Raw genomic sequence first — 20,919 nt, forward strand, 5'->3', positions numbered from 1 at the left:
TTCATCCCCCTTTATATTATCTCTCTCGCAATTTCCTCTACAAAGGAAATTATCGGATTAGGAAGCAATCCTAAAACTACTACAATCACAGTTATAATAACAATTGGAGCTAGCATCCTTTTAGGAGCTTCTTCTATAATGATATTTTCGTCATTTCCGCCTTTAAAAAATGCTGATGTAACTAAAGGAAAAAGATACGAGGCAGTTAGTACAGCACTTAAAAGTAGGGCTACCGGGAATAACATTTCACCTGCTCCGAGTCCTCCCTGAGCTAAAAACCACTTACTTACAAACCCATTAGTTGGAGGTATTCCTATTAACGAAAGTGAAACTATGGTAAAGCACCACATAGTAATGGGCATTTTTTTACCAATTCCTTTCATCTCACTTATATTTTTCTTGCCTGTTGTATACATTATTGCCCCAGCAATAAAGAATAACGTAATCTTTATAACTGCGTGATTTACTAAATGAAGTACTGCTCCAACAAATCCATTCTTATTCAATAAAACAATTCCTAACATTATATATCCTAATTGACTTATGGTTGAATAAGCCAATCTCTTTTTTAGATCATCTTGAAGAAGAGCAATAAAGGAACCTAATAAAATAGTTATAACAATTAATATTGTCATATATATATTTCCTTTAATCTGTCTTATTGCATCTACTCCAAAAATATAATAACACATTCTAATAAGAGCAAATATTCCAGACTTCACAATAACTACAGAGTGAATAAGTGCACTTACAGGTGTAGGTGCACCCATAGCTGATGGGAGCCAAGAATGAAACGGAACTAAAACCGCCTTAACTCCAAAACCTATAAACATACTTATAAATATTCCTAAATATAAGTTAACTTTATCCGCTGAAATAAGTCCTATTATTCCATGTGGTTGAAAACTTAAATTGTTGGTCATACTAAATATTAATATCATTCCTAACAAAACAAGTGTTGCTCCACCAACAGAATATACTAGGTATCTCTTTCCGCTTTCTAATGCTTCTTTAGTACCTGAATGAATAACTAGAGGAAATGTAGCTAAGGTAAGTAATTCATAGAAAATATATAGAGTAAATAAATTCCCCGAAAATCCTATACCCATTGTAACACCTAAAGTTAAAATAAAAAATGTAAAAAACTTGGTTTCCTTTCCTTCACGCTTCATGTATTCCATTGAATAGAAACTAGTGAAAATCCATAAACTAGATACCAAAGTTGTAAATAAAATTCCGAGTTTATCAATTTTAAAATATATATCTATAAATTCATTTAGTGTAAATAAGTGAACTTGACTTTCTCCTAGAAGGTAGAACACCCCCATAACTATCATAAAATTAACTATTATTACTGACCCTACAAAGAAGTTTCTTTGACTCTCCTTAAATTTTATTGCTGGAATCATCATAGCTACTAAGAAAGGAAAGAACACCGGAAGTAAAATTAAGCTATTCATTAATATCTTACCCTCCTATATTATACTAGTCTTTATTAAACTTATAATTTCACCTGAAGCAAATCCTATATAAATCATAGCCACTACCAAACAAATAATTGGAAGTAACTCTTTTATGGATTTCTCCCTAGTTTTGTACACTTTGTCCTGTAAATTTTCTTCTCCAAAGAAGAAATTGATTATTATCGGAAAATAATGAGCTGCATTTAATAAACTACTAACTAAAATAACTCCTACTATAATCACTTTATTTACCCCAATGCTTGCTAAAGCTAAATTCCACTTACTTACAAAACCCGGCAATAAGGGTATTCCTGTCATAGATAAAGCTCCTAATACAAATAAGGCAGAAGTAACAGGCATTTCTTTTCCAATACCTCTTAGTCCACTTATTTCGTTACTACCAGTTTTCTCAACCATAGCTCCAACAGATAAGCATAGTATTGATTTTGTAACCGCATGTCCTATCATGTGGAATATTGCTATTGTAACTCCAAATTCAGTACCAAGCCCAATTCCTAAGAAAACATATCCCATCTGTGCAACACTTGAATAGGCTACCATTCTTTTAATCTGTTTTTGGAAAATAGCAAAAACCGAACCCATTATCATGCTTAGACTTCCAAGAATTAATATTATGTCCATCACTGGTAATTGTCCTATTATATCCATACCAAAGGTTCTATATAAAACCTTAATTAGTAGTACAACAGGAGCTTTTAATACCAATGCAGATAATATAGTCCTTGATGACGGTGGCGCACTAGAGTATGCATCTGGAAGCCATGTGTGCAGTGGAAATGTAGCACTTTTAACTCCAAGTCCTATAGTAAATAAGCTTAAGCAAATAAGAATTGTCCTTGGATGTTCACTATATACATTTATCAGCTCTTTGTGAATAAGGTCTATATTTAATTGACCCGTTATGGAATACACCAAGGTAATACCAATAAGAACAAGTCCGGATCCCAAACAACTCATAATAAGATATTTAATAGTAGCTTTTTTATTATCTTCTTGATTTTGCACTACTACTATTCCGCATGAAGCTAGTATTAAAACTTCAATAAAAATAAAACCATTAAACAAATCATTAGTATAAACTACACCTAATAATGATCCAACTAAAATATTAATTAACAAATAGTATAAGGAAATTTTGCTACTACCAATTTCTTTATTAACTCCATAAACGGAGTACCATACAATCATTAAGGATACAAAGGTAAATACTACCCCCATAATAGCTTCTATATTTCCAATATAAAATTCCATACCTACAGGTCCATTAAAATAACCTAAACTATAGTAAAACTTTCCTTCCCTTAATACATAAAATGCTGTTCTAATAGATAGTATAAGTCCTAAAGCTATAGAAACTACACTCATTGTTTTCACTAACTTTCCACTCTTTATGAATGGCATCGCAAAAGCAGCTATAAATAATATAAGAATAATTATTAATGGAAAACTCTTAATAATCAATATTCGCATCTCCTTTCATGTTTATAATTTTGTCTAAACTCTATAATCCAATATTTCTTATGGATCTTCATCACTAGAAATCTTATTATATCCTGTTGTCACACCACCTTTTAATATATTAATCTATTTCTTCTAACAGAAGTCTCAACTGAACTTTTTTAGTAAACGTTGCCACATACAAAAGTCCTTATAATAGTACCCTGGCTTACCTTCCTTAGGTACCTATTACTAAAAGTTCTAAATATATCAAGATAACTTGAAATGTCATTTTAAATATCTCTTTTACTTGTTATGTTAACTTTATAAAGCAACTATCATGCCAACTATTCAATATCTTCTTTTTCTTTTTTCTAATATCTCATTTTTACTGGCTTTCACAATATATTTTTTTTTATTCCCATAAAAAAAAAGCAATTATATTTTAGTATAATTACTTTTTATGTTTCATTTTAAAACACTTCGACTATTTTTGTCTATTTTCATGTTTCACTTTGAAACTTATGTTTCATTTAGAAACACATTTACCCCTTAGATCTCGTCAATATTATATTTTTTCATCTTTCTGTACATGGTAGTTCTTCCTATAGCTAATATTTTTGAAGCTGCTGCAATATTACCATTGCATTTCTGTATAACCTTCTTTATATACTCCTCTTCAACTTCATCTAAGGTACTTAATTGTTTTCCAAAATCCATACCTTCTATAGAATCTTTCTCTATAATATACGATGGTAAATCATTAGCACTAAGTATAGTCTCATTATCTACCATATTTATAACTCTTTGCATTACATTTTGTAATTCTCTTACATTCCCTGGCCAATTATAATTAATCATGCTATTATAAAAACTTGCTGAGATTCCCTTAATTACTTTGTTAGTACTCTTACATAATTTTTCAACAAAATAATCTATTAATAATTTTATATCACCTTTTCGCTCTCTTAAAGTAGGTGTATATATAGGCATAACATTAATCCTATAAAATAGATCTTCTCTAAAGTTCCCGAGTTCAACTTCCTTCTTCAAATCCTTGTTAGTAGCTGCAATTACTCTAACATCTATTGGTATAACATCATGTCCTCCAACTCTAACTATAGTCTTATCTTCAAGAACTCTAAGTAAACTAACTTGTGCATCAAGTGGCATATCTCCAATTTCATCCAAGAATATAGTTCCTCCATCTGCCAATTCAAATTTTCCAGGATGTCCTCCTCTTTTAGCCCCTGTAAAAGCCCCTTCAATATATCCAAAAAGCTCACTTGATACTAATTCTCTAGGAATAGCTCCACAATTTAAAAATACAAAAGGATACTCTCTTCTATCACTTTCATTATGTACCGCTTGTGCAAACATTTCCTTACCTGTTCCACTCTCTCCTTGAAGTAATATTGTTGTATTGGTCTTTGCGGAGAGGGCGGCTAGTCTTATTGCTTTATTTATTACATCACTATTACCTAATATGTCACTAAAAGTAAACTTAGCATTAGCTCCTACGATTTTATTTATTAAGCTATGAACCATTTTTGTTTCTCTCAAAGTAATTACTACTCCTCCAGCTGATTTTATAGGAGTAATATTAACAATGCATGCTTTTTTCCTACCATTTCTAGTTTTGAAATTAACTTCTTCTTCATCATTACTTTTTGCATTAATAATTGCTTGAAGAATATCCTCTCTATTTTCTGAACTTAGTATAGTTTTAATATGTTTTCCAATAATATTAGTTTCACTCACCGAAAGCAACTTACGCGCAAACCTATTAATACTTATTATATTCCCCTTATTATCTACTCTAATTATTCCCTCTGAAATAGATTCAGTTATCTCATAAAATCTCTCATTTATTGCTTTCAACTCTTTATTGTATTCTTCTAATTTAATTTCTTTTTCTATAGCTTCTGCTGCCGCTACTACCATTCCTAAAGTATGAGGATGTACTAACTCACAACTTCCAGTCATACTTAAGACCCCTAAGATAACTCCATTTTCATCTTTAATAGGACAAGCTGAAGAGGTTAGCTTATGGTACTGCTGTAAGTAATGCTCTCCTCCCATAACTTGTATTGGCTCACCAGTAAGTAATACCATTCCAATAGCAGTAGTTCCCATTACTTCTTCCTTTATATTGTAGCCATCCTCTAATCCTAGAGGAAAATACATATTTGCTGTTTTCTCTTCCCCAATATGCCCTAAAACAAATCCATCTTTGTCTGTTAACCTTATTATAAAATCTGTATTTTTAACTATTTTATACAAACTACTCATAAAGGGCTTCGTTGTCTTTAATAATATACTTGAATCTTTCCATCTTTTCTTTAACTCATTTTCATCAATTTTTATAGTAAAATCCTTTGTATAAGGATCTATACCATAGGCTTTACTTCTTCTCCATGATTCTCCAATATTCTCTTTAATTATTTCTTTATCAAAATATCCTTTTTTAATAAACTTTTCCCATTCTCTTATGAATTTTTCATTTTGATTTATAAGTTTTTCATTTTGGTTTATGAGTTTTTTCACCGTCATCAAACCCCTCCAAATTAACAGAGTTCCTCACTATAAAATTTGTTTTTATTATTAATATTATACCATAATGAAATATCACTAGTATTTAATAATAAAAAAAACTGAATTCTATGAAAATTTCATAAAATTCAGCTCTACAAGTCCTACATTTAAAATCATACTTCCCTGTTAATTATATAACACATTAAATTCCTGACATATCCTTTTTATTACTTATCAAAATATCTATCTAACAATCCCTTAAATGCCATTCCATGTCTTGCTTCATCCTTACACATCTCGTGAACAGTATCGTGAATTGCATCATAGTTTAACTTTTTAGATAATGTAGCTAAATCCTTCTTACCTTGACATGCTCCATGTTCTGCATCAACTCTCATTTGAAGGTTTGTTCTAGTATTATTAGTAACAACCTCTCCTATTAATTCTGCAAATTTTGCAGCATGTTCTGCTTCTTCAAAAGCTATTCTTTTATATGCCTCTGCAATTTCAGGAAATCCTTCTCTATCAGCTTGTCTGCTCATGGCTAAGTACATACCTACCTCCGTACACTCTCCCATAAAGTTAGCCTTTAAGCCTTCTAAAACTTCAGGATCTACATCCTTTGCTACCCCTACTTTATGTTCGTCTGCCCACTCTAATGAATCACTTTCTTTCTTTTCTATAAACTTATCCACTGGTGCCTTACATTGAGGACATGCTGATGGAGCTTCTTCCCCTTGATGAATATATCCACATATTGTACAAATAAATTTTTTCATATTTTATTCCCCCTATATTATTTTAATTTATATTTTTTATTAAGTAATAATAATTATTAATTGCTATATTTATACTATACATTTTTTTAGTGATTTTTTCAACCTACTTATAAGTCATAAATGGCTAGTTTATGAATATAACTAGGTATTTCTTTAATTATCTTATCTTTACTATTATATTCTTTGTTTATAATTTACCTATAATTTATATTGACATCTCATTTTTATATTTTTTATAAACCTACCCGACAGGAATCTTAACCTTTAAAATCTTCAAAAAAATTAATTTTAAAACCAAAGTGCATTACTATAATTAATCACGTGGAAGTAGTTTCTTGTTTACAGTTATCTTGAGTAGAGGTAAAATTATTCATAGGATAGTATCATATGCTCCTATATCTAAAAAGAGGGGGAACTAGTAGTGGAAAATAACTCTACAATCAAAATATTAACTCCAGTTAATATAGTAGGATTCATACTAGTTATGATGGCGGGATGGATTAATACAGTTGGATTAAAGCTTTTTCTAAATGAAAGAGTTTCATTTATGACAGGTCGTGCTGCCGAACTCGGTGAACTGATAGCTATAGGAAATATAAAAGAGTTCTGGTTTGTAATGTTTATAGTTGTTGGATTCATTCTTGGTGCAGCTATATCAGCTAAGATTACTAGAAAATGGGGCCTCATAGGTGGCTTGAGTTTTTCAGGAATGATTTTAATGATTGCGGCGTTTGGTATATATGAAAGAGATATAAACTTTATATCTCTAGCAATACCTATGGCAATGGGAGGACAAAATGGAGCCACAAGTTTGACACCAATTAACCGTACCACTCACTTAACTGGTCCAGCTACTGATATCGGGATAAATTTGTCTTCTAGTAACTGGAATAATATTGTATTTTGGTTACTTAGGTTAATATCATTTCCAATAGGTTCATTTATTGGACTTGAGTTTATAGAAAAATTCATAGTACAAAATCATATCGATAGATCACTGACACTTATAATTCCATCTATTATAATTATTTCAACTGGTATTATTCAGAAAATTACTGTAGATATACCTTTACTAGAAAACATAATAAATGAGAATGAGCAGTGTGATTTTACAACAGAAGATGAAGTTATAGCCTATGAGGAAGTATTGAAGCTTAGAGATGAATTAGAGAAGTTAGTTCTAAAAGAAAGAACATTTATTAATGAGTATCACCTAATGGAGGTGGGTTATAGTGAAATAGCCGCAAATATAGATAAAACTGATTCTGAGGTGAAGCATCACTAATACTTAGACAGTATATATTATCTATTTCTAATTCTAACAACTAGTTAATTATATTTTACAAAAGGTATAAAACTTAAATATTAAAGTTTTATACCTTTTGTAAATCTTTGTAACATTTATATCCACCTATTTCATAAGAATTCTTGATTCCTCTTACAACGGCTTTTTCTATAACTTTTGCAGCCATAAGTCCCACTACATTTATATCCGCCTCAATTTTTCCTGTTGCCATAGTAAAAATAGTATCTCCATCATGCATTGTATGTACAGGGTAGATACTCCTTGCAAATCCATTATGAGCCATAGCGGCCACTTTGTTCGCCTCAGATTTACTTAGCTTTGCGTTGGTTACTACAGCACCTATAGTAGTATTTCCATTGAAAATTTTTTTCTTATTATTATACTGACTTATCATTATATCCTCTGTACTTCTAAATGAAGTTCTTTCTTCCTCTAGAACCCCTCCAATAACCTTCCCATTTTCACTATCTACTACATTTCCTAAACAATTTACAGCTACGACTGCACCTATCATTAATTCTCCTACTTTTACACTATATATACCAAGTCCACCTTTCATAGCATATTCTGGACCCAATATTTTTCCGATAGTTGCTCCAGTACCAGCTCCAACATTTCCTTCTTGAACTTCTCTATTATTAGCATTTACACAAGCTTTATATCCCATATCCTTGTTTGGTCTTGTTTTATAATCACCTATAAGCAAATCGAATAAAGCTGCCCCACATACTATTGGAACTTTAGTAACTCCTACATCAAAACCTACTCCTTTTTTCTCTAGATACTCCATTACACCCCCAGCAGCATCAAGTCCAAAGGCACTTCCCCCAGTTAGAAGTACTCCATGTATCTTATCTATCATATTTATTGGATTTAAAAGATCCGTTTCTCTTGTCCCCGGTGCTCCTCCCCTTACATCTACACCTGCAGTTGCTCCTTCCTCACATAAAATTACAGTACATCCTGTAACTCCATCTAGATTTTCAGCATGCCCTATTTTAATTCCTTCAATATCAGTAATTTTTATAACTTTCATAATAAACTCCTTTTACTAATTATATTAATATAACCCAATTTAGTTATTTTATTTCTGTATAAATAAAAGCAGTAAAAACATCACCTGTCTTTACTGCTTAATAATATTCAATTTAGTTTTTTCTTACTTTTTTTAAGGCCATGATTACACCAACTGTAATTATCACAGCTACAATAATTTCTGGAATTCCATTTGTCATAGCTACTGCAACCATTACTTTTGCTACAGTATCCTGTGAAATTTTCTTAACTACAGAGTATTCATTTGCATAAAGAAGGTACATCATTCCTAAAAACCCTATTGTATTAATTGCTGTACCAACAGCTGCACTTAATCCTACTCTTATCTTTTCATTTTTAATAGGTATACCCTTATATACATAATAAGCTACAACACCAATTAAAATTCTTGGCAATACCGATACTAATGGGTTTAAATATGCCACTAATAATAGATTTCCAGTAGTAATAGCACGAACAATACTTATAATACCAAATATAAATCCCATAATAGCACCTATAATAGGTCCTTCTAAAATTGCTGCAATAATAACTGGTATGTGCATTATAGTTGCTGGTACTGGTGGCACTGGTATAATACCAAGTGGAGTAAAGCCAAGTATCACTGAAATAGCTGATAACATAGCAAGTGTTGTAATTTTTCTTGTACTAACCTTATTACTAGTGTTTAACTTAATTTTTCTTTCCATATCTCTTACCTCCGCTCTTATTCCTTTTAGGATATAAGTCGAGTATCCGAAACTTAAATGTTGTAATTATATCTCTAATTTAAGTTCAGCTTCTATACTAGAATACCGACCAAGAACATTTTATCACCTTTTTATATAAAGTTAAAGAATTATTTCAAAAATTTTGTAACCATTTACATCCAATTAATTATTTAGCTAATTCATAGATAGCATGAGCATATATCTTGCTATTTTTTATAAGATGTTCTATTTTAATATATTCATTAGGTTGATGATCTAAGTCTGGTTCCCCAGGAAATATAGGACCAAATGCTACTATATTAGGCATCTCCTTTGCATAAGTTCCTCCACCAATAGAAAGAAGCTCTGCCACCGATCCCATTTGTTCTTCATAAACTCTCGATAAAACTTTTATAGTATGATGATCTTTTGGAAAGTATAGTGGTTTTTGATGTTCCATATTTTCTATTCTTATTTTTGTTCCTTTTATAGCTGAATCTATTCCTTGCATCATATCTTCATAATTACATGTAACAGGATATCTTAGGTTTAAGGTCATTCGTGCTAAATTATTCTGAATATCTATAACTCCAACATTGAAGGATAACTTTCCTGACACTTCATCCTGAAGTCCTACTCCAAATGACTCTCCATGAACTTCCATGCCGATATATTTATTCATAAATTTTATAAAACTTACTATATCACTCTCATTTAAAGAAAGTTCCTCTAAAAATTCAAACAACTGCATTATAGCATTTTTACCTAAATGAGGTAAACTTCCATGAGCAGACATTCCATAGGACTTTACAATAACTAATTCATCTTCAGGCTTTACTCTTATATCATATCCTGTTCTATCTTTAAATTCCTTAGCTAGATTTATAACAATATTTTGATCATTTATAAGCACTCCAGCTTCACAATAATCTGGAACCATATTTGCTTTTTCCCCACCTTTAATATATTTAATAGTACTTTCAGTTTGAGTATTCTCTAAGCTCTGCACTAAATCAAAGGTAGTTAATCCTTTCTCTCCATTTATAATAGGATACTCTCCATCTGGAGTAAATCCGGATATAGGTGGCTTCTCTGTTCTAAAATAATACTCTATTTCTTCTCCACTTCCACTTTCCTCATTAGTACCAAAAATTATTCTTACTTTCTTAGAAATCTTTAGTTTTAAATCTTTTATTGCTTTTAAGGCATAAATTGAAGCTATAATAGGCCCCTTATCGTCCATAGCTCCACGTCCATATATCTTATCATCTTTAATCATAGCTTCATAAGGTTTATGTATCCATCCATCTCCTTCTGGAACTACATCAACATGACCTAGAACTGCTACATATTCTTCCCCCTCACCATATTCTGCGTACCCTATATAATTGTCCATATTTACAGTTTTAAAACCAAGTCCCTTGGAGAGTTCTAAGCAATATTCTAATGCCTTCGCTGGCCCCTCACCAAAAGGCATTCCTTCTTTCGCCGCTCCAGCTACACTCTTAATTCTAACCAAATCTTGAGTAGACTTTATTATTTCTTCTTGCATTTCATCAATTATTAAATTTATTTCCATGTTTTTCTCCTTAAAAATCATACTAATTAAACAGTTATAATATATTATATTTATTTAACCTATGTTTTATTTATATTTCAATTATATCTATTAATAATTAAGTATTATTGTACCATAACTCCCAACATATTACTTGAAACTGGTTTAAAAAATCTTAAATTGTCAACACTCTAGGTAATATAAAATTTTTACATTAAAGGAGAGTCATATGGGAGATATTTTAGAAATACGTAAAGAAACTAAAATAAAAATCTTAAATTATATAGAAGAGGGCAAAAAACTATTTGCTCTTAATCAAATAGATAAAGCATTTGATAGATTCAATAAGGCACTTAAACTTAATAGTAACTATGCTGAAACATATCTTGTAAAATGCGAAGCTTATATAGAGCTGTTTGAATTTCAAAAAGCTAAGGATTGTATTAAAAAATATTTAAAACTTAGTAATGATACTTATAAAACTTATCTTAATATGGTAGAAATATATACTGCTAGTGGTGATTTTAACAAAGCTTTGATATTTTGTAATAAATTAATTGATCAAAAGCCTGATGATGCTTTAGCTTACTACAAAAAGGCTTGTTTATTAAAACAAATGAACAATATAATAGGTGCTATCGATTGTTATAGTACGTGTATAGAGCTTCAATCTGATCACTATGATGCCTATTGCGATAAAGCAGAGTTGTTAGTGGCTCTTTGCAACCACGAAGAGGCCCTTCTGCTTTACGCAAAAGCTATTTCTGTAGATAAAAGTAATTCTGATGCTTATATAGGGAAAGCTCTTGTATATATGGATCTACAAGATTACCCCTCTGCTCTTCCTCTTGCCAAAAGAGCATATGATTTAAATCCCTCTGATGATTGGTGTAAATGTTACTTCTTTATTATAAAAGATATGATTAACAATACCTCCTCACCAAAACTAAGAGTAATTAAATAGATACTTTTAAATATAATATCAGAATTCTTTTAAAATTCTATTGCAAATCTATTCCATAAAACATATAATATGTAATATATTTGAAATGAGTTTGTGCATTTGAGATTAGTCAGGGGGGGATCTATTATGGCAGATAAGCCTAAAGTTAAAGTTAAGATTAACAGTGAGGTTAGTAAACCTTCTAAGACAGATAAAGATATTAAGATAAAACATCCTTTTTTATTTTCAAAGGATATTATAGAAGATTGTCTTTCAACCTGCTTAGAGTAGCTTTTCACAGGTCAGTAGATAGATAGAACCTATGAATTAATTCATAGGTTCTATCTATAGTCTAATTATTAAGTTTAGAAATTCTTAATTTTTTTCATAATTTGTTATACTACTTACAGTATTATCTTCCCCGGCAAAAACTACTATTGGTTTATATTGTCTCGCTTCTTCTACACCCATTTCACAGTACGCCATAATTATGATTTTATCTCCAGGCTGCACACATCTAGCTGCAGCTCCATTCACACATATAACTTTGCTATCTCTCTCTCCTGGTATAACATATGTTTCAAATCTACTTCCATTATTTATGTCTACTATCTGAACCTTTTCATATTCTAAAATATCAGCTGCTTCCATTAATGTCTTATCAATAGTTATACTTCCTACATAATTTAATTCAGCTTGAGTAATAGTCACTCTGTGTATTTTTGATTTAAGCATGTGTAAATTCATTATTATTTTTCCTCCATTTCAAATGTAAAATTATCTATAAGCCTTGTTTTTCCTATAAATACTGCTATAGCTACAAGAATTGATTTTTCTATATTTTCAATAACTTTTAGCGAAAGACTATCCACTACTTCTATATAGTCTATCTTAGCTTGTACCTCACTATTTATTTCTTCTTCTATTGCAGTTCTTAAAATCCTTGTATCTCTTACACCTTCATCTAAAAGCTTCTTAGCTTTATTTAAGCTTTTAGAAAGTATCACTGCAGCCATTCTCTCTTCTTCAGATAGATACTTATTTCTGGAACTCTTAGCTAGTCCATCCTCTTCTCTTATTATAGGACAACCCACTATTTGTACATCAAAATTTAAATCTCTAACCATTCTCTTTATAACTGCTAACTGTTGAGCATCTTTTTCTCCAAAATAAGCCTTTTCTGGACTAACAATATTAAATAACTTAGAAACTACAGTACATACTCCACTAAAATGTCCTAGTCTTTTTGATCCACAAAGACCTTCTGTCAAACCATCTACATTTACGTAAGTAGCTGCCCCTTCAAGATACATTTCAGATGGCTCTGGATTAAATATAAGAGAAGCTCCAGCCTCCATACAAAGCTTTTTATCTCTTTCTATATCTCTTGGATATGTGCTTAAGTCTTCGTTAGCGCCAAATTGAGTAGGATTTACAAATATACTTACTACTACTTTGTCATTTTCTTTTACAGCTCTTTCAATTAAACTTTTATGTCCTTCATGAAGATATCCCATAGTAGGTACAAAACCTACAGAAAGACCTTCCTTTTTCCATTCTTTTATATGTGATCTAACCTCATTTATAGTAGATACTAAATTCATCTTAATCACGCAGTAGCTTCCTGCTTCCTCCCCACCTATCAATCTATTTTAATAAAGTTTATCTAACACTTCTTCATTAATCTTAAAAGAATGCTCTTTAGACGGAAATGTTCCTTCCTGAACTTCTTTTATATATCCTTTAAATCCTTCTCTCATGATATCCCCTACACTCGCAAACTTTTTTACAAACTTTGGTACTATATCTGTAAACATACCAAGCATATCTTGATACACAAGAATTTGACCATCACATTCTGCTCCTGCCCCTATTCCAATAGTAGGAACTGATACTTCCCTTGTTATAATTTCAGCTAACTTCTCAGGTATACCTTCGAGTACTATAGAAAACACTCCTGCTTCTTCTAAAATTTTAGCATCTTCAATAATACTTCTAGCCAACTCTTCTGTTTTACCTTGAACTTTAAAACCACCAAACATATTTACTGACTGTGGTGTTAGTCCTATATGCCCCATTACAGGAATCTGAGCCTTTACAATAGCCTTAATTTGTTCAGCGACAATAGCTCCACCTTCCAATTTAACTGCTTCAGCTCCTCCTTCTTTTATTAATCTTCCTGCATTTACTACAGCATCATAAACTGATGTTTGATAGGACATAAATGGCATATCCCCAACTACAAGTCCACTTTTTACCCCTCTTGCAACTGCTTTAGTATGATGAATCATATCTTCCATAGTAACACTTAAGGTGTCTTTGTATCCCAAACATACCATACCTAATGAATCTCCTACTAAAATTCCATCCACTCCTGATTCATCAATTAATTTAGCAGTAGAGTAATCATAGGCTGTTAGCATAGTCAGTTTTTTGCCCTTTTGTTTAGCTTCTTTAAACGTTGTTACTGTATTTTTCATTTAAAGTCCTCCCAAAAATTTTTGTAAATTCTCATAATTGGTTTGTGGATTTTTAATCTTAGAAAGCTCTATTAAATTCAAAGAAAGGGCCTTATATAATTTTAAATCCTCCCTAGGCATAGCTTCTATATGATGTTTGATTGTTCCTAGATCACATCTTTCCACGGGTCCTGTCAATGAATCAATGAAACCTTTACTTTTAATATTATTAATATTGTGCTGGATTAGTGGAAATAATCCATTAATAGCTTCTTCATGACTGATACCACATTCCTGAAGATAATTACAGCCTAAATTAATTAAAGATAGTGCTAGGTTTGATACCATTACATTTGATAAATGATATAATGCCTTTTTTTCACTATTAATTTTTATAACTATATTACCTAAACTTTCTAAAAAACTACATAGATAATCTAAGCGTTCTTCTTTTCCTTCAATGGTGAAGGATGCACTTTCTAAACTTTTATAGGAATTATATTTATCTGAGAAAGGAAACATAGGATGAATAGAATATCCGAATGCACCTGAATTGCTTATATTTGAAAAGACTTTAGAAGATAACGAGCCACTAGTGTGGCATAGAATTTTGCCCTTTATATTTAAAACACTGATTTTCTGCCAAATATCATATATACTATCATCGGAAATGGTTATAAAAATTGTATCACTATCTTTTATAAGGTTATCTAAATTTTTATACATCTTTGAGTTTGTAAATTTACTGGCTTCACTTGCAGACTTTTCAGTTCTACTATAATACCCTGTAACATTTACTTTATTTTGTGAAAAGTATTTTCCTAAAGAAAATCCTACTTTTCCAGCTCCAATAAACCCTATATCCAATAAGCATCACTTCCTTTAAAATATCTTTAGAAAATGATACAAAAAAAACCTCATGCTATATTGAGGTTCAATAATCTCTTATAGCCGTCTCATTCCGAATGATATGAGCAGAATAGTTATAAAGTTGAAATTCATTTAAATTCTAAATGTAAATATAATCAAAACGGTGTAGCTCACTATTGATACTACCCATCTTTTTGAGTTTATCACATTTATGTATATATAACAATGATTAATATTGCAAGAATAAAAAAAACCCCAAATTATCTTTGAGGTTTCCATACATATTCTCCACTTTTATCTATATATCCAAAGTTTTTACCTGATTGTACTAAAGCTAATCCGTCTACAAATTCATAAGCTTCATCAAATTTGGGTGTTATTATCGTTTTACCTTCCATATTCAAGTATCCCCACTTATTTCCTACCTGTACTCCTATCATTCCTTCGCTTACAACATCTACATTATCATATTCCAATGGAATAATCACTTCTCCATTCTTGTTTATATATCCAAACTTTTCGTCTTTACCTACAGCTGCGTATCCATTATAAAAATCATCAGTTTCATCATAGTTTGGATCTATAACTATTTCTCCATCTTTATTTATAAATCCAAGTCCTGATTTCACCTCAACTGAAGCGAGTCCCTCAATAAAGTCATTAGCCACAAGATACTTTGGCTCAATTACTATATTCCCTTTTACATCTATATATCCATACTTTCCATTTAGATCTACTGCTGCTAGACCTTCACTAAAGCTATGAGCATAATCATACTTAGGCTCTATAATTACATTTCCTTGCTTATCTATATAACCTTGCTTTCCTCCTATTTGGACTAATGCTAATCCATCACTAAAACTATATGCATCTAAAAATTTAAAAGGTATAACTTCTTCTCCCTTTACATTTATATATCCCCACTGATATCCAAATTGCACTGCAGCAAGTCCCTCAGAAAATTCATTTACTTCCTTGTATTTAATCTCTATTATTACTTCGCCTACAGAATTTATAAAACCTAAATTATCTTCTATCCCAACTATAGCTAGATTTCCTTGGAATTCTTCTGCATAATGGAACTGAGGCTGTATAACCATAGTCCCTGTTTTATCTATATATCCATATTTACCCTCAAGTAATACTGGATATAAGGTACTCATTTTTTCCATTTTTCTACCTCCTTAATTTATAAGTATATTTTTCTTCATATTTAATCTAAACTTTTAGAATATAGACCTTATCTATTATAAATACACTATTAATAATATTATCTTGTTATTTTACTTTTATATTTATGCTTTATTATTAATGTGTTAAACTTAACATATTAAATTATATTAAATTATATTAGAAGAGGTTTAATACCATGGAAAACAAAAATGTCAATTGCAGAGGGTGCAAGCACTTTTATATAACTTGGGATAAGCTATCTCCCTATGGATGTAAATCTATGGGGTTTAAATCTAAAACCATGCCTTCTGTTATAGTAACTCAAACCACAGGAAAAACCTGTTTAAGCTTCCACTCAAAGCCTAATATTAAGTAATATCTATTATATAATAAAATTCTAGACTTTTCTAATAAAATAAGCTAGAAGATAATTTAAACTTATCTTCTAGCTTATCTATATACTAAGTATTAATATCCATAGTATGGAGGATAGTATCCATAATCAGGTCTTCTTCTTCTTCTCCTTCTCGGTCTTCTCCTTCTATGATCTCGTCTTCCTACTAACTCATTTAAAAGGACTATTCCGATTAAATCATTTACAAATCCTCCACTATAACCGTATCCATATTGTAGTGGTATTCTATCATCGTCTCTATGCTTATTGTCCTTCTTATCATCATCGTCTTCTAAATCATCCTTTATTTTTTCATATATATTTTCTGTAATTTCTTTTATTTCTTCTCTCGTTGGTTCATAATCATCTCCATGCTTTAACTCCATATCACAGCAAAAATAACTCACCCAAGGATATATCTTACTATATATCGGAGGATACTTTTTCTCTAAATCATCGTCCCAATCTTCAACATTTTCTATTGCCTCATTATTATTGTAATCATAAGGATTAAAATACATATAAACCTCCTAAGTTAATTTAATTAATCTACATTTAATATACTATTCTGCAAACATAATATAGTTAATGTTTTTTCTAAATTATTTATATAAAATATCTAAAAGATTTTTATATTTTTATATGATAGAATAGTATCTAAGCTTATTTAATACAAATAATAAGTGATGAATAAGTTTAAACTTGACAAAAGAAGGTGATACTTTGAGTAGTAATTTACAAATAAATTTATCTGATGAAGCTTATTTAGAATTAAAAAAACTTTTAGAACTTAATAGTACTGATTATTCTTGTATTAGATTTTCTCATTATAAAAGTTGCTGTAAAGGTCCCAGTGTAGATGTATATTTAGATGACCTTATAGATAAAACTGAATATTATATTAAAGAGGTATCTGGTATTCCATTTATATTTGATAAAGATATAAACTCTAATATAAAAGAGATAGAATTAATATATAAAGATTCATCTCTTATGATTAAAGCCACCCTAATAGAGCCTAAAATTAAAGATTGTTCATCCTGTAGTGGTGGTGGATGTTCTTCTAAAAAAGACAGTAATTCTTGTGGTGGTTGTGGTCATCACTAATAAATTATAGATGATTTTTTAGGGGAGGGTTAGTTCTATGCACTTTCTTATTACTTTATTAAAATTATTAACATACTTAAATTTAATTTTTGCTCTTCTAATAATATTTTTTGAAAGAAGAAATCCTTCCGCAACTTGGGCTTGGCTAATGGTTCTAATCCTTATACCTGGTATTGGATTTATTTTGTATTTGCTTTTAGGACAAAATTTAAGCACTATAAAAATGTTTAATTTAAAAACAGAGGAAGATAGATTTCATACAGAACTATTATTGCAAGGGAGGCAACTCTCAGAGGATACACTAGAATTTCATGACAAAGAGATGATTAATTATAAAGATATGATGTATATGCATTTAATTAATAGTCAGTCTGTATTTACTCAAGACAATTCTATTGATATATATACTAATGGTCATGATAAATTTAAAGAACTATTTCGTTCAATCGAAAATGCTGAAGATCATATTCACATGGTTTATTATATAATAAAAAATGATAAGCTAGGAAATAGGCTTATAGAGACTTTAACAAAAAAAGCTTCTGAGGGTGTAGAAGTTCGATTTTTATATGATGGAATGGGTGGTATACGATTACCTAGAAATTTTTTTAGTAAATTAAAAACCGCAGGTGGAAAAGTTGCATGTTTTTTCCCCTCCCTACTTCCTTTAATAAATATACGTGTAAATTATAGAAATCATAGAAAAATTGCAGTAATAGATGGAAAAGAAGCTTTCTTAGGTGGTCTTAATATAGGAGACGAATATCTCGGTGAAAATAAAAGATTTGGATATTGGAGAGATACTCATCTTAAAATAGTTGGAAGTGCTATCAATTCACTACAGCAAAGATTTTTACTTGATTGGCGTTATGCTTCTAATGAAAAAATACCCTTTGATAAAAAATACTTTCCTCTACTTCAGTTCCAAGGAGAGAGTGGTATTCAAATAGTCTCTAGTGGACCTGATTCGGAATGGGAGCAAATAAAAAATGGATTTGTTAAAATGATTTCTTCTGCTAAAAAAAGTATATATATACAAACTCCATACTTTATTCCCGATGAAAGCATTTTAGAATCACTAAAAATTGCCTCTCTTTCTGGCGTAGATGTGAGAATTATGATTCCTAATAAGCCAGACCACCTTTTTGTATATTGGGCATCCCTCTCCTATATTGGAGAATTACTTAAAAGTGGTGTGAAAAGCTATAAATATGATAGAGGCTTTGTTCATAGTAAGACTATTGTAGTAGATGGTAAAATATCTTCTGTTGGTACTGCAAATATGGATGTTAGAAGTTTTAAACTTAACTTTGAAGTTAATGCTTTTATATATGATAGTAATATATCAAAAAGATTAAAAAGCATATTTGAAGAGGATATGGTATTCTGTACTGAAATAACCCATGAATTATATTATAGTAGATCTATTATAATAAAATTTAAAGAGTCTATATCAAGATTACTATCACCAGTATTATAAAAAGCTATGTTTATGTGGTTTGAATTTTATATTTCTTAACACATAAACATAGCTTATATTAATTTATAATTATTATAGATCTTCTACTTCTCTTCTCTCTTGCTTCTTATTTCCTATTTTCTGTCTTCTAACTTCTAGTTCCTCTACTACACTATCTAAACTAACCCCTTGATCTACCATAAGTACTAAAAGATGATACATTAAATCACATAACTCATTAACTAGTTCATCATTGTCTTTATTCTTAGCGGCAATGATTACTTCTGTACTCTCTTCTCCTACTTTTTTTAAAATCTTATCTAATCCTTTTTCAAATAGATAGTTAGTATAAGATTCACTTATTGGGTTTTCTTTTCTATCTTTAACTACTTCATAAAGTTCTCTAATAGCATCTATATTATTCAAATATACCCCCTCTTTCTTTTAAAACCTTTATTACTTTATAATTCTCTATAAAAACAACTTCTCTCTCCAGTATGACAGGCCGCCCCAGCTTGTTCTACCTTTATTAATATAGTATCCCCATCACAATCTACAGAAATACTCTTAACTTTTTGATAATGCCCCGATGTTGCACCCTTGTTCCAGAACTCATTTCTTGATCTACTCCAGAACCAAGTTGTTCTACTTGTAATAGTCTTTTCAAGAGATTCCTTATTCATATATGCCATCATCAAAACTTCACCATTTTCATAGTCTTGAATAATAGTCGGAACTAATCCCTCTCCTTTTTCAAAATCTATTGTATCAATAAAGTCCTGTGCATTCATTATTATCTCACCCCTTTGCTCACTTGATGTAGTACTGTATTCTAACTGATATTTAAATATAATCTCCGAAATTACAATCTAACCTCTATAGATTCTTTATGCAGGTGTTCCTTAACTTCACTTATACTAAGCTCTCTAAAGTGAAACAATGATGCCGCTAAAGCTGCATCTGCGCCACTTTCAATGAATATCTCGGCAAAATGCTCTAGCTTTCCACAACCTCCAGATGCAATTACAGGAATATTAACTGCCTTACATATTGCATCTGTAAGAGAAATATCATATCCTTGCTTTGTACCATCTGCATCCATACTTGTTAGAAGTATTTCTCCTGCACCTAGCTCTTCAGCTTTTTTAGCCCATTCAATGGCATCAAGTCCAGTATCAATTCTTCCTCCATTTATAAATACATTCCATCCTAAATTATCTTCTCTTTTCTTCCCATCTATAGCAACTACAACACACTGACTTCCGAACTTATCTGCAGCTTCTTTTATAAGCATTGGATTTCTTATAGCTGAAGAATTTATAGATATTTTATCTGCTCCTGCTCTTAAAATATCTTTAAAATCATCTACAGTTTTAATCCCTCCCCCTACTGTAAGAGGAATAAACACCTTCTCTGCAGTTCTTCTAACTACATCAATCATAGTAGCTCTTCCTTCGTGAGTTGCCGTAATATCTAAAAAGACTAGTTCATCTGCACCTTCTTTATTATAAAATTCTGCAATAGCAACAGGATCCCCTACATCTTTTAGATTTACAAAATTTACACCCTTAACTACTCTTCCCATATCCACATCAAGACAGGGTATTATTCGTTTTGTAATCATAAGCTTCACCTCTTTCTAGGTATGATTTTTACATAAGTACTACTTT

At 30.7% G+C, this 20,919-nt stretch carries 22 protein-coding genes; 6 read left to right on the top strand and 16 right to left on the bottom strand.

Translation table 11 applies throughout. The features are described 5' to 3' along the window. Positions 1 to 11: 11 nt before the first annotated feature. The 4 genes from ACX0KU_RS03840 to ACX0KU_RS03855 form a co-directional block, all read right to left on the bottom strand. Positions 12 to 1,460: a complex I subunit 5 family protein gene (locus ACX0KU_RS03840; protein WP_472991587.1), complete on the bottom strand. Its 1,449-nt coding sequence runs from the start codon at positions 1,458 to 1,460 to the stop codon at positions 12 to 14. A gap of 15 nt (positions 1,461 to 1,475) precedes the next feature. Further along, complete coding sequence (locus ACX0KU_RS03845; protein ID WP_472991588.1) at positions 1,476 to 2,945, bottom strand: complex I subunit 5 family protein; 1,470 nt, start codon at positions 2,943 to 2,945, stop codon at positions 1,476 to 1,478. Positions 2,946 to 3,473: 528 nt separating this feature from the next. Next, positions 3,474 to 5,474, bottom strand: coding sequence for a sigma-54-dependent Fis family transcriptional regulator (locus ACX0KU_RS03850; protein WP_472991589.1), 2,001 nt, complete (start codon positions 5,472 to 5,474; stop codon positions 3,474 to 3,476). Positions 5,475 to 5,683: 209 nt separating this feature from the next. Continuing rightward, positions 5,684 to 6,235: an NADH peroxidase gene (locus ACX0KU_RS03855; protein WP_472991590.1), complete on the bottom strand. Its 552-nt coding sequence runs from the start codon at positions 6,233 to 6,235 to the stop codon at positions 5,684 to 5,686. Between the two features lie 421 nt (positions 6,236 to 6,656). Here ACX0KU_RS03855 and ACX0KU_RS03860 point away from each other — a divergent pair, with 421 nt between their 5' ends. After that, positions 6,657 to 7,520, top strand: coding sequence for a YoaK family protein (locus tag ACX0KU_RS03860; protein ID WP_472991591.1), 864 nt, complete (start codon positions 6,657 to 6,659; stop codon positions 7,518 to 7,520). Positions 7,521 to 7,608: 88 nt separating this feature from the next. On the opposite strand, the gene ACX0KU_RS03865 is transcribed toward ACX0KU_RS03860, so the two are convergent. From ACX0KU_RS03865 to pepV, 3 genes are all read right to left on the bottom strand, one after another. Then, a complete protein-coding gene (locus ACX0KU_RS03865; protein WP_472991592.1) occupies positions 7,609 to 8,577 on the bottom strand; it encodes a P1 family peptidase in 969 nt (322 codons plus the stop codon). 112 nt (positions 8,578 to 8,689) lie between these two features. Further along, the gene (locus ACX0KU_RS03870) at positions 8,690 to 9,286 is read right to left on the bottom strand and encodes an ECF transporter S component (protein WP_472991593.1); all 597 of its coding nucleotides are present in this window, start codon (positions 9,284 to 9,286) and stop codon (positions 8,690 to 8,692) included. 187 nt (positions 9,287 to 9,473) lie between these two features. Further along, the gene (gene pepV, locus ACX0KU_RS03875) at positions 9,474 to 10,865 is read right to left on the bottom strand and encodes a dipeptidase PepV (protein ID WP_472991594.1); all 1,392 of its coding nucleotides are present in this window, start codon (positions 10,863 to 10,865) and stop codon (positions 9,474 to 9,476) included. Between the two features lie 208 nt (positions 10,866 to 11,073). Here pepV and ACX0KU_RS03880 point away from each other — a divergent pair, with 208 nt between their 5' ends. Together ACX0KU_RS03880 and ACX0KU_RS03885 are read left to right on the top strand one after the other, a co-directional pair. Next, entirely contained in the window at positions 11,074 to 11,808 is a 735-nt protein-coding gene (locus ACX0KU_RS03880) for a tetratricopeptide repeat protein (protein ID WP_472991595.1), read from the top strand. Positions 11,809 to 11,934: 126 nt separating this feature from the next. Beyond that, complete coding sequence (locus ACX0KU_RS03885; protein ID WP_472991596.1) at positions 11,935 to 12,078, top strand: hypothetical protein; 144 nt, start codon at positions 11,935 to 11,937, stop codon at positions 12,076 to 12,078. 84 nt (positions 12,079 to 12,162) lie between these two features. On the opposite strand, the gene panD is transcribed toward ACX0KU_RS03885, so the two are convergent. The 5 genes from panD to ACX0KU_RS03910 form a co-directional block, all read right to left on the bottom strand. Further along, positions 12,163 to 12,534 carry an aspartate 1-decarboxylase gene (gene panD / locus ACX0KU_RS03890; protein WP_472991597.1) on the bottom strand — a complete coding sequence of 124 codons (372 nt, stop codon included), beginning with the start codon at positions 12,532 to 12,534 and terminating at the stop codon, positions 12,163 to 12,165. 2 nt (positions 12,535 to 12,536) lie between these two features. Beyond that, positions 12,537 to 13,391, bottom strand: coding sequence for a pantoate--beta-alanine ligase (gene panC / locus ACX0KU_RS03895; RefSeq protein ID WP_472991598.1), 855 nt, complete (start codon positions 13,389 to 13,391; stop codon positions 12,537 to 12,539). Between the two features lie 48 nt (positions 13,392 to 13,439). Beyond that, positions 13,440 to 14,267 (bottom strand): 3-methyl-2-oxobutanoate hydroxymethyltransferase, encoded by an 828-nt coding sequence (panB, locus tag ACX0KU_RS03900; RefSeq protein WP_472991599.1) that lies wholly within the window; start codon positions 14,265 to 14,267, stop codon positions 13,440 to 13,442. Continuing rightward, positions 14,268 to 15,113 carry a Rossmann-like and DUF2520 domain-containing protein gene (locus ACX0KU_RS03905; RefSeq protein ID WP_472991600.1) on the bottom strand — a complete coding sequence of 282 codons (846 nt, stop codon included), beginning with the start codon at positions 15,111 to 15,113 and terminating at the stop codon, positions 14,268 to 14,270. A 263-nt stretch (positions 15,114 to 15,376) separates the two neighbouring features. Next, the gene (locus ACX0KU_RS03910; protein WP_472991601.1) at positions 15,377 to 16,288 is read right to left on the bottom strand and encodes a WG repeat-containing protein; all 912 of its coding nucleotides are present in this window, start codon (positions 16,286 to 16,288) and stop codon (positions 15,377 to 15,379) included. Between the two features lie 197 nt (positions 16,289 to 16,485). Between ACX0KU_RS03910 and ACX0KU_RS03915 the strand changes: the two genes are divergently transcribed. Further along, positions 16,486 to 16,665, top strand: coding sequence for a uracil-DNA glycosylase (locus ACX0KU_RS03915; RefSeq protein ID WP_472991602.1), 180 nt, complete (start codon positions 16,486 to 16,488; stop codon positions 16,663 to 16,665). A gap of 92 nt (positions 16,666 to 16,757) precedes the next feature. On the opposite strand, the gene ACX0KU_RS03920 is transcribed toward ACX0KU_RS03915, so the two are convergent. Beyond that, on the bottom strand, positions 16,758 to 17,204 hold the full coding sequence (locus ACX0KU_RS03920; RefSeq protein WP_472991603.1) for a hypothetical protein: 447 nt from the start codon (positions 17,202 to 17,204) through the stop codon (positions 16,758 to 16,760). Between the two features lie 202 nt (positions 17,205 to 17,406). Between ACX0KU_RS03920 and ACX0KU_RS03925 the strand changes: the two genes are divergently transcribed. Beyond that, complete coding sequence (locus ACX0KU_RS03925) at positions 17,407 to 17,790, top strand: hypothetical protein (RefSeq protein ID WP_472991604.1); 384 nt, start codon at positions 17,407 to 17,409, stop codon at positions 17,788 to 17,790. A gap of 37 nt (positions 17,791 to 17,827) precedes the next feature. Continuing rightward, positions 17,828 to 19,270: a cardiolipin synthase gene (cls, locus tag ACX0KU_RS03930; RefSeq protein WP_472991605.1), complete on the top strand. Its 1,443-nt coding sequence runs from the start codon at positions 17,828 to 17,830 to the stop codon at positions 19,268 to 19,270. 72 nt (positions 19,271 to 19,342) lie between these two features. On the opposite strand, the gene hisE is transcribed toward cls, so the two are convergent. From hisE to hisF, 3 genes are all read right to left on the bottom strand, one after another. Continuing rightward, positions 19,343 to 19,675, bottom strand: coding sequence for a phosphoribosyl-ATP diphosphatase (gene hisE, locus ACX0KU_RS03935; protein ID WP_472991606.1), 333 nt, complete (start codon positions 19,673 to 19,675; stop codon positions 19,343 to 19,345). A gap of 35 nt (positions 19,676 to 19,710) precedes the next feature. Next, a complete protein-coding gene (hisI, locus tag ACX0KU_RS03940) occupies positions 19,711 to 20,040 on the bottom strand; it encodes a phosphoribosyl-AMP cyclohydrolase (RefSeq protein WP_472991607.1) in 330 nt (109 codons plus the stop codon). Positions 20,041 to 20,111: 71 nt separating this feature from the next. Beyond that, a complete protein-coding gene (hisF, locus tag ACX0KU_RS03945) occupies positions 20,112 to 20,873 on the bottom strand; it encodes an imidazole glycerol phosphate synthase subunit HisF (RefSeq protein WP_472991608.1) in 762 nt (253 codons plus the stop codon). Positions 20,874 to 20,919: the final 46 nt, after the last annotated feature.

Source organism: Clostridium sp. X (assembly GCF_055755365.1).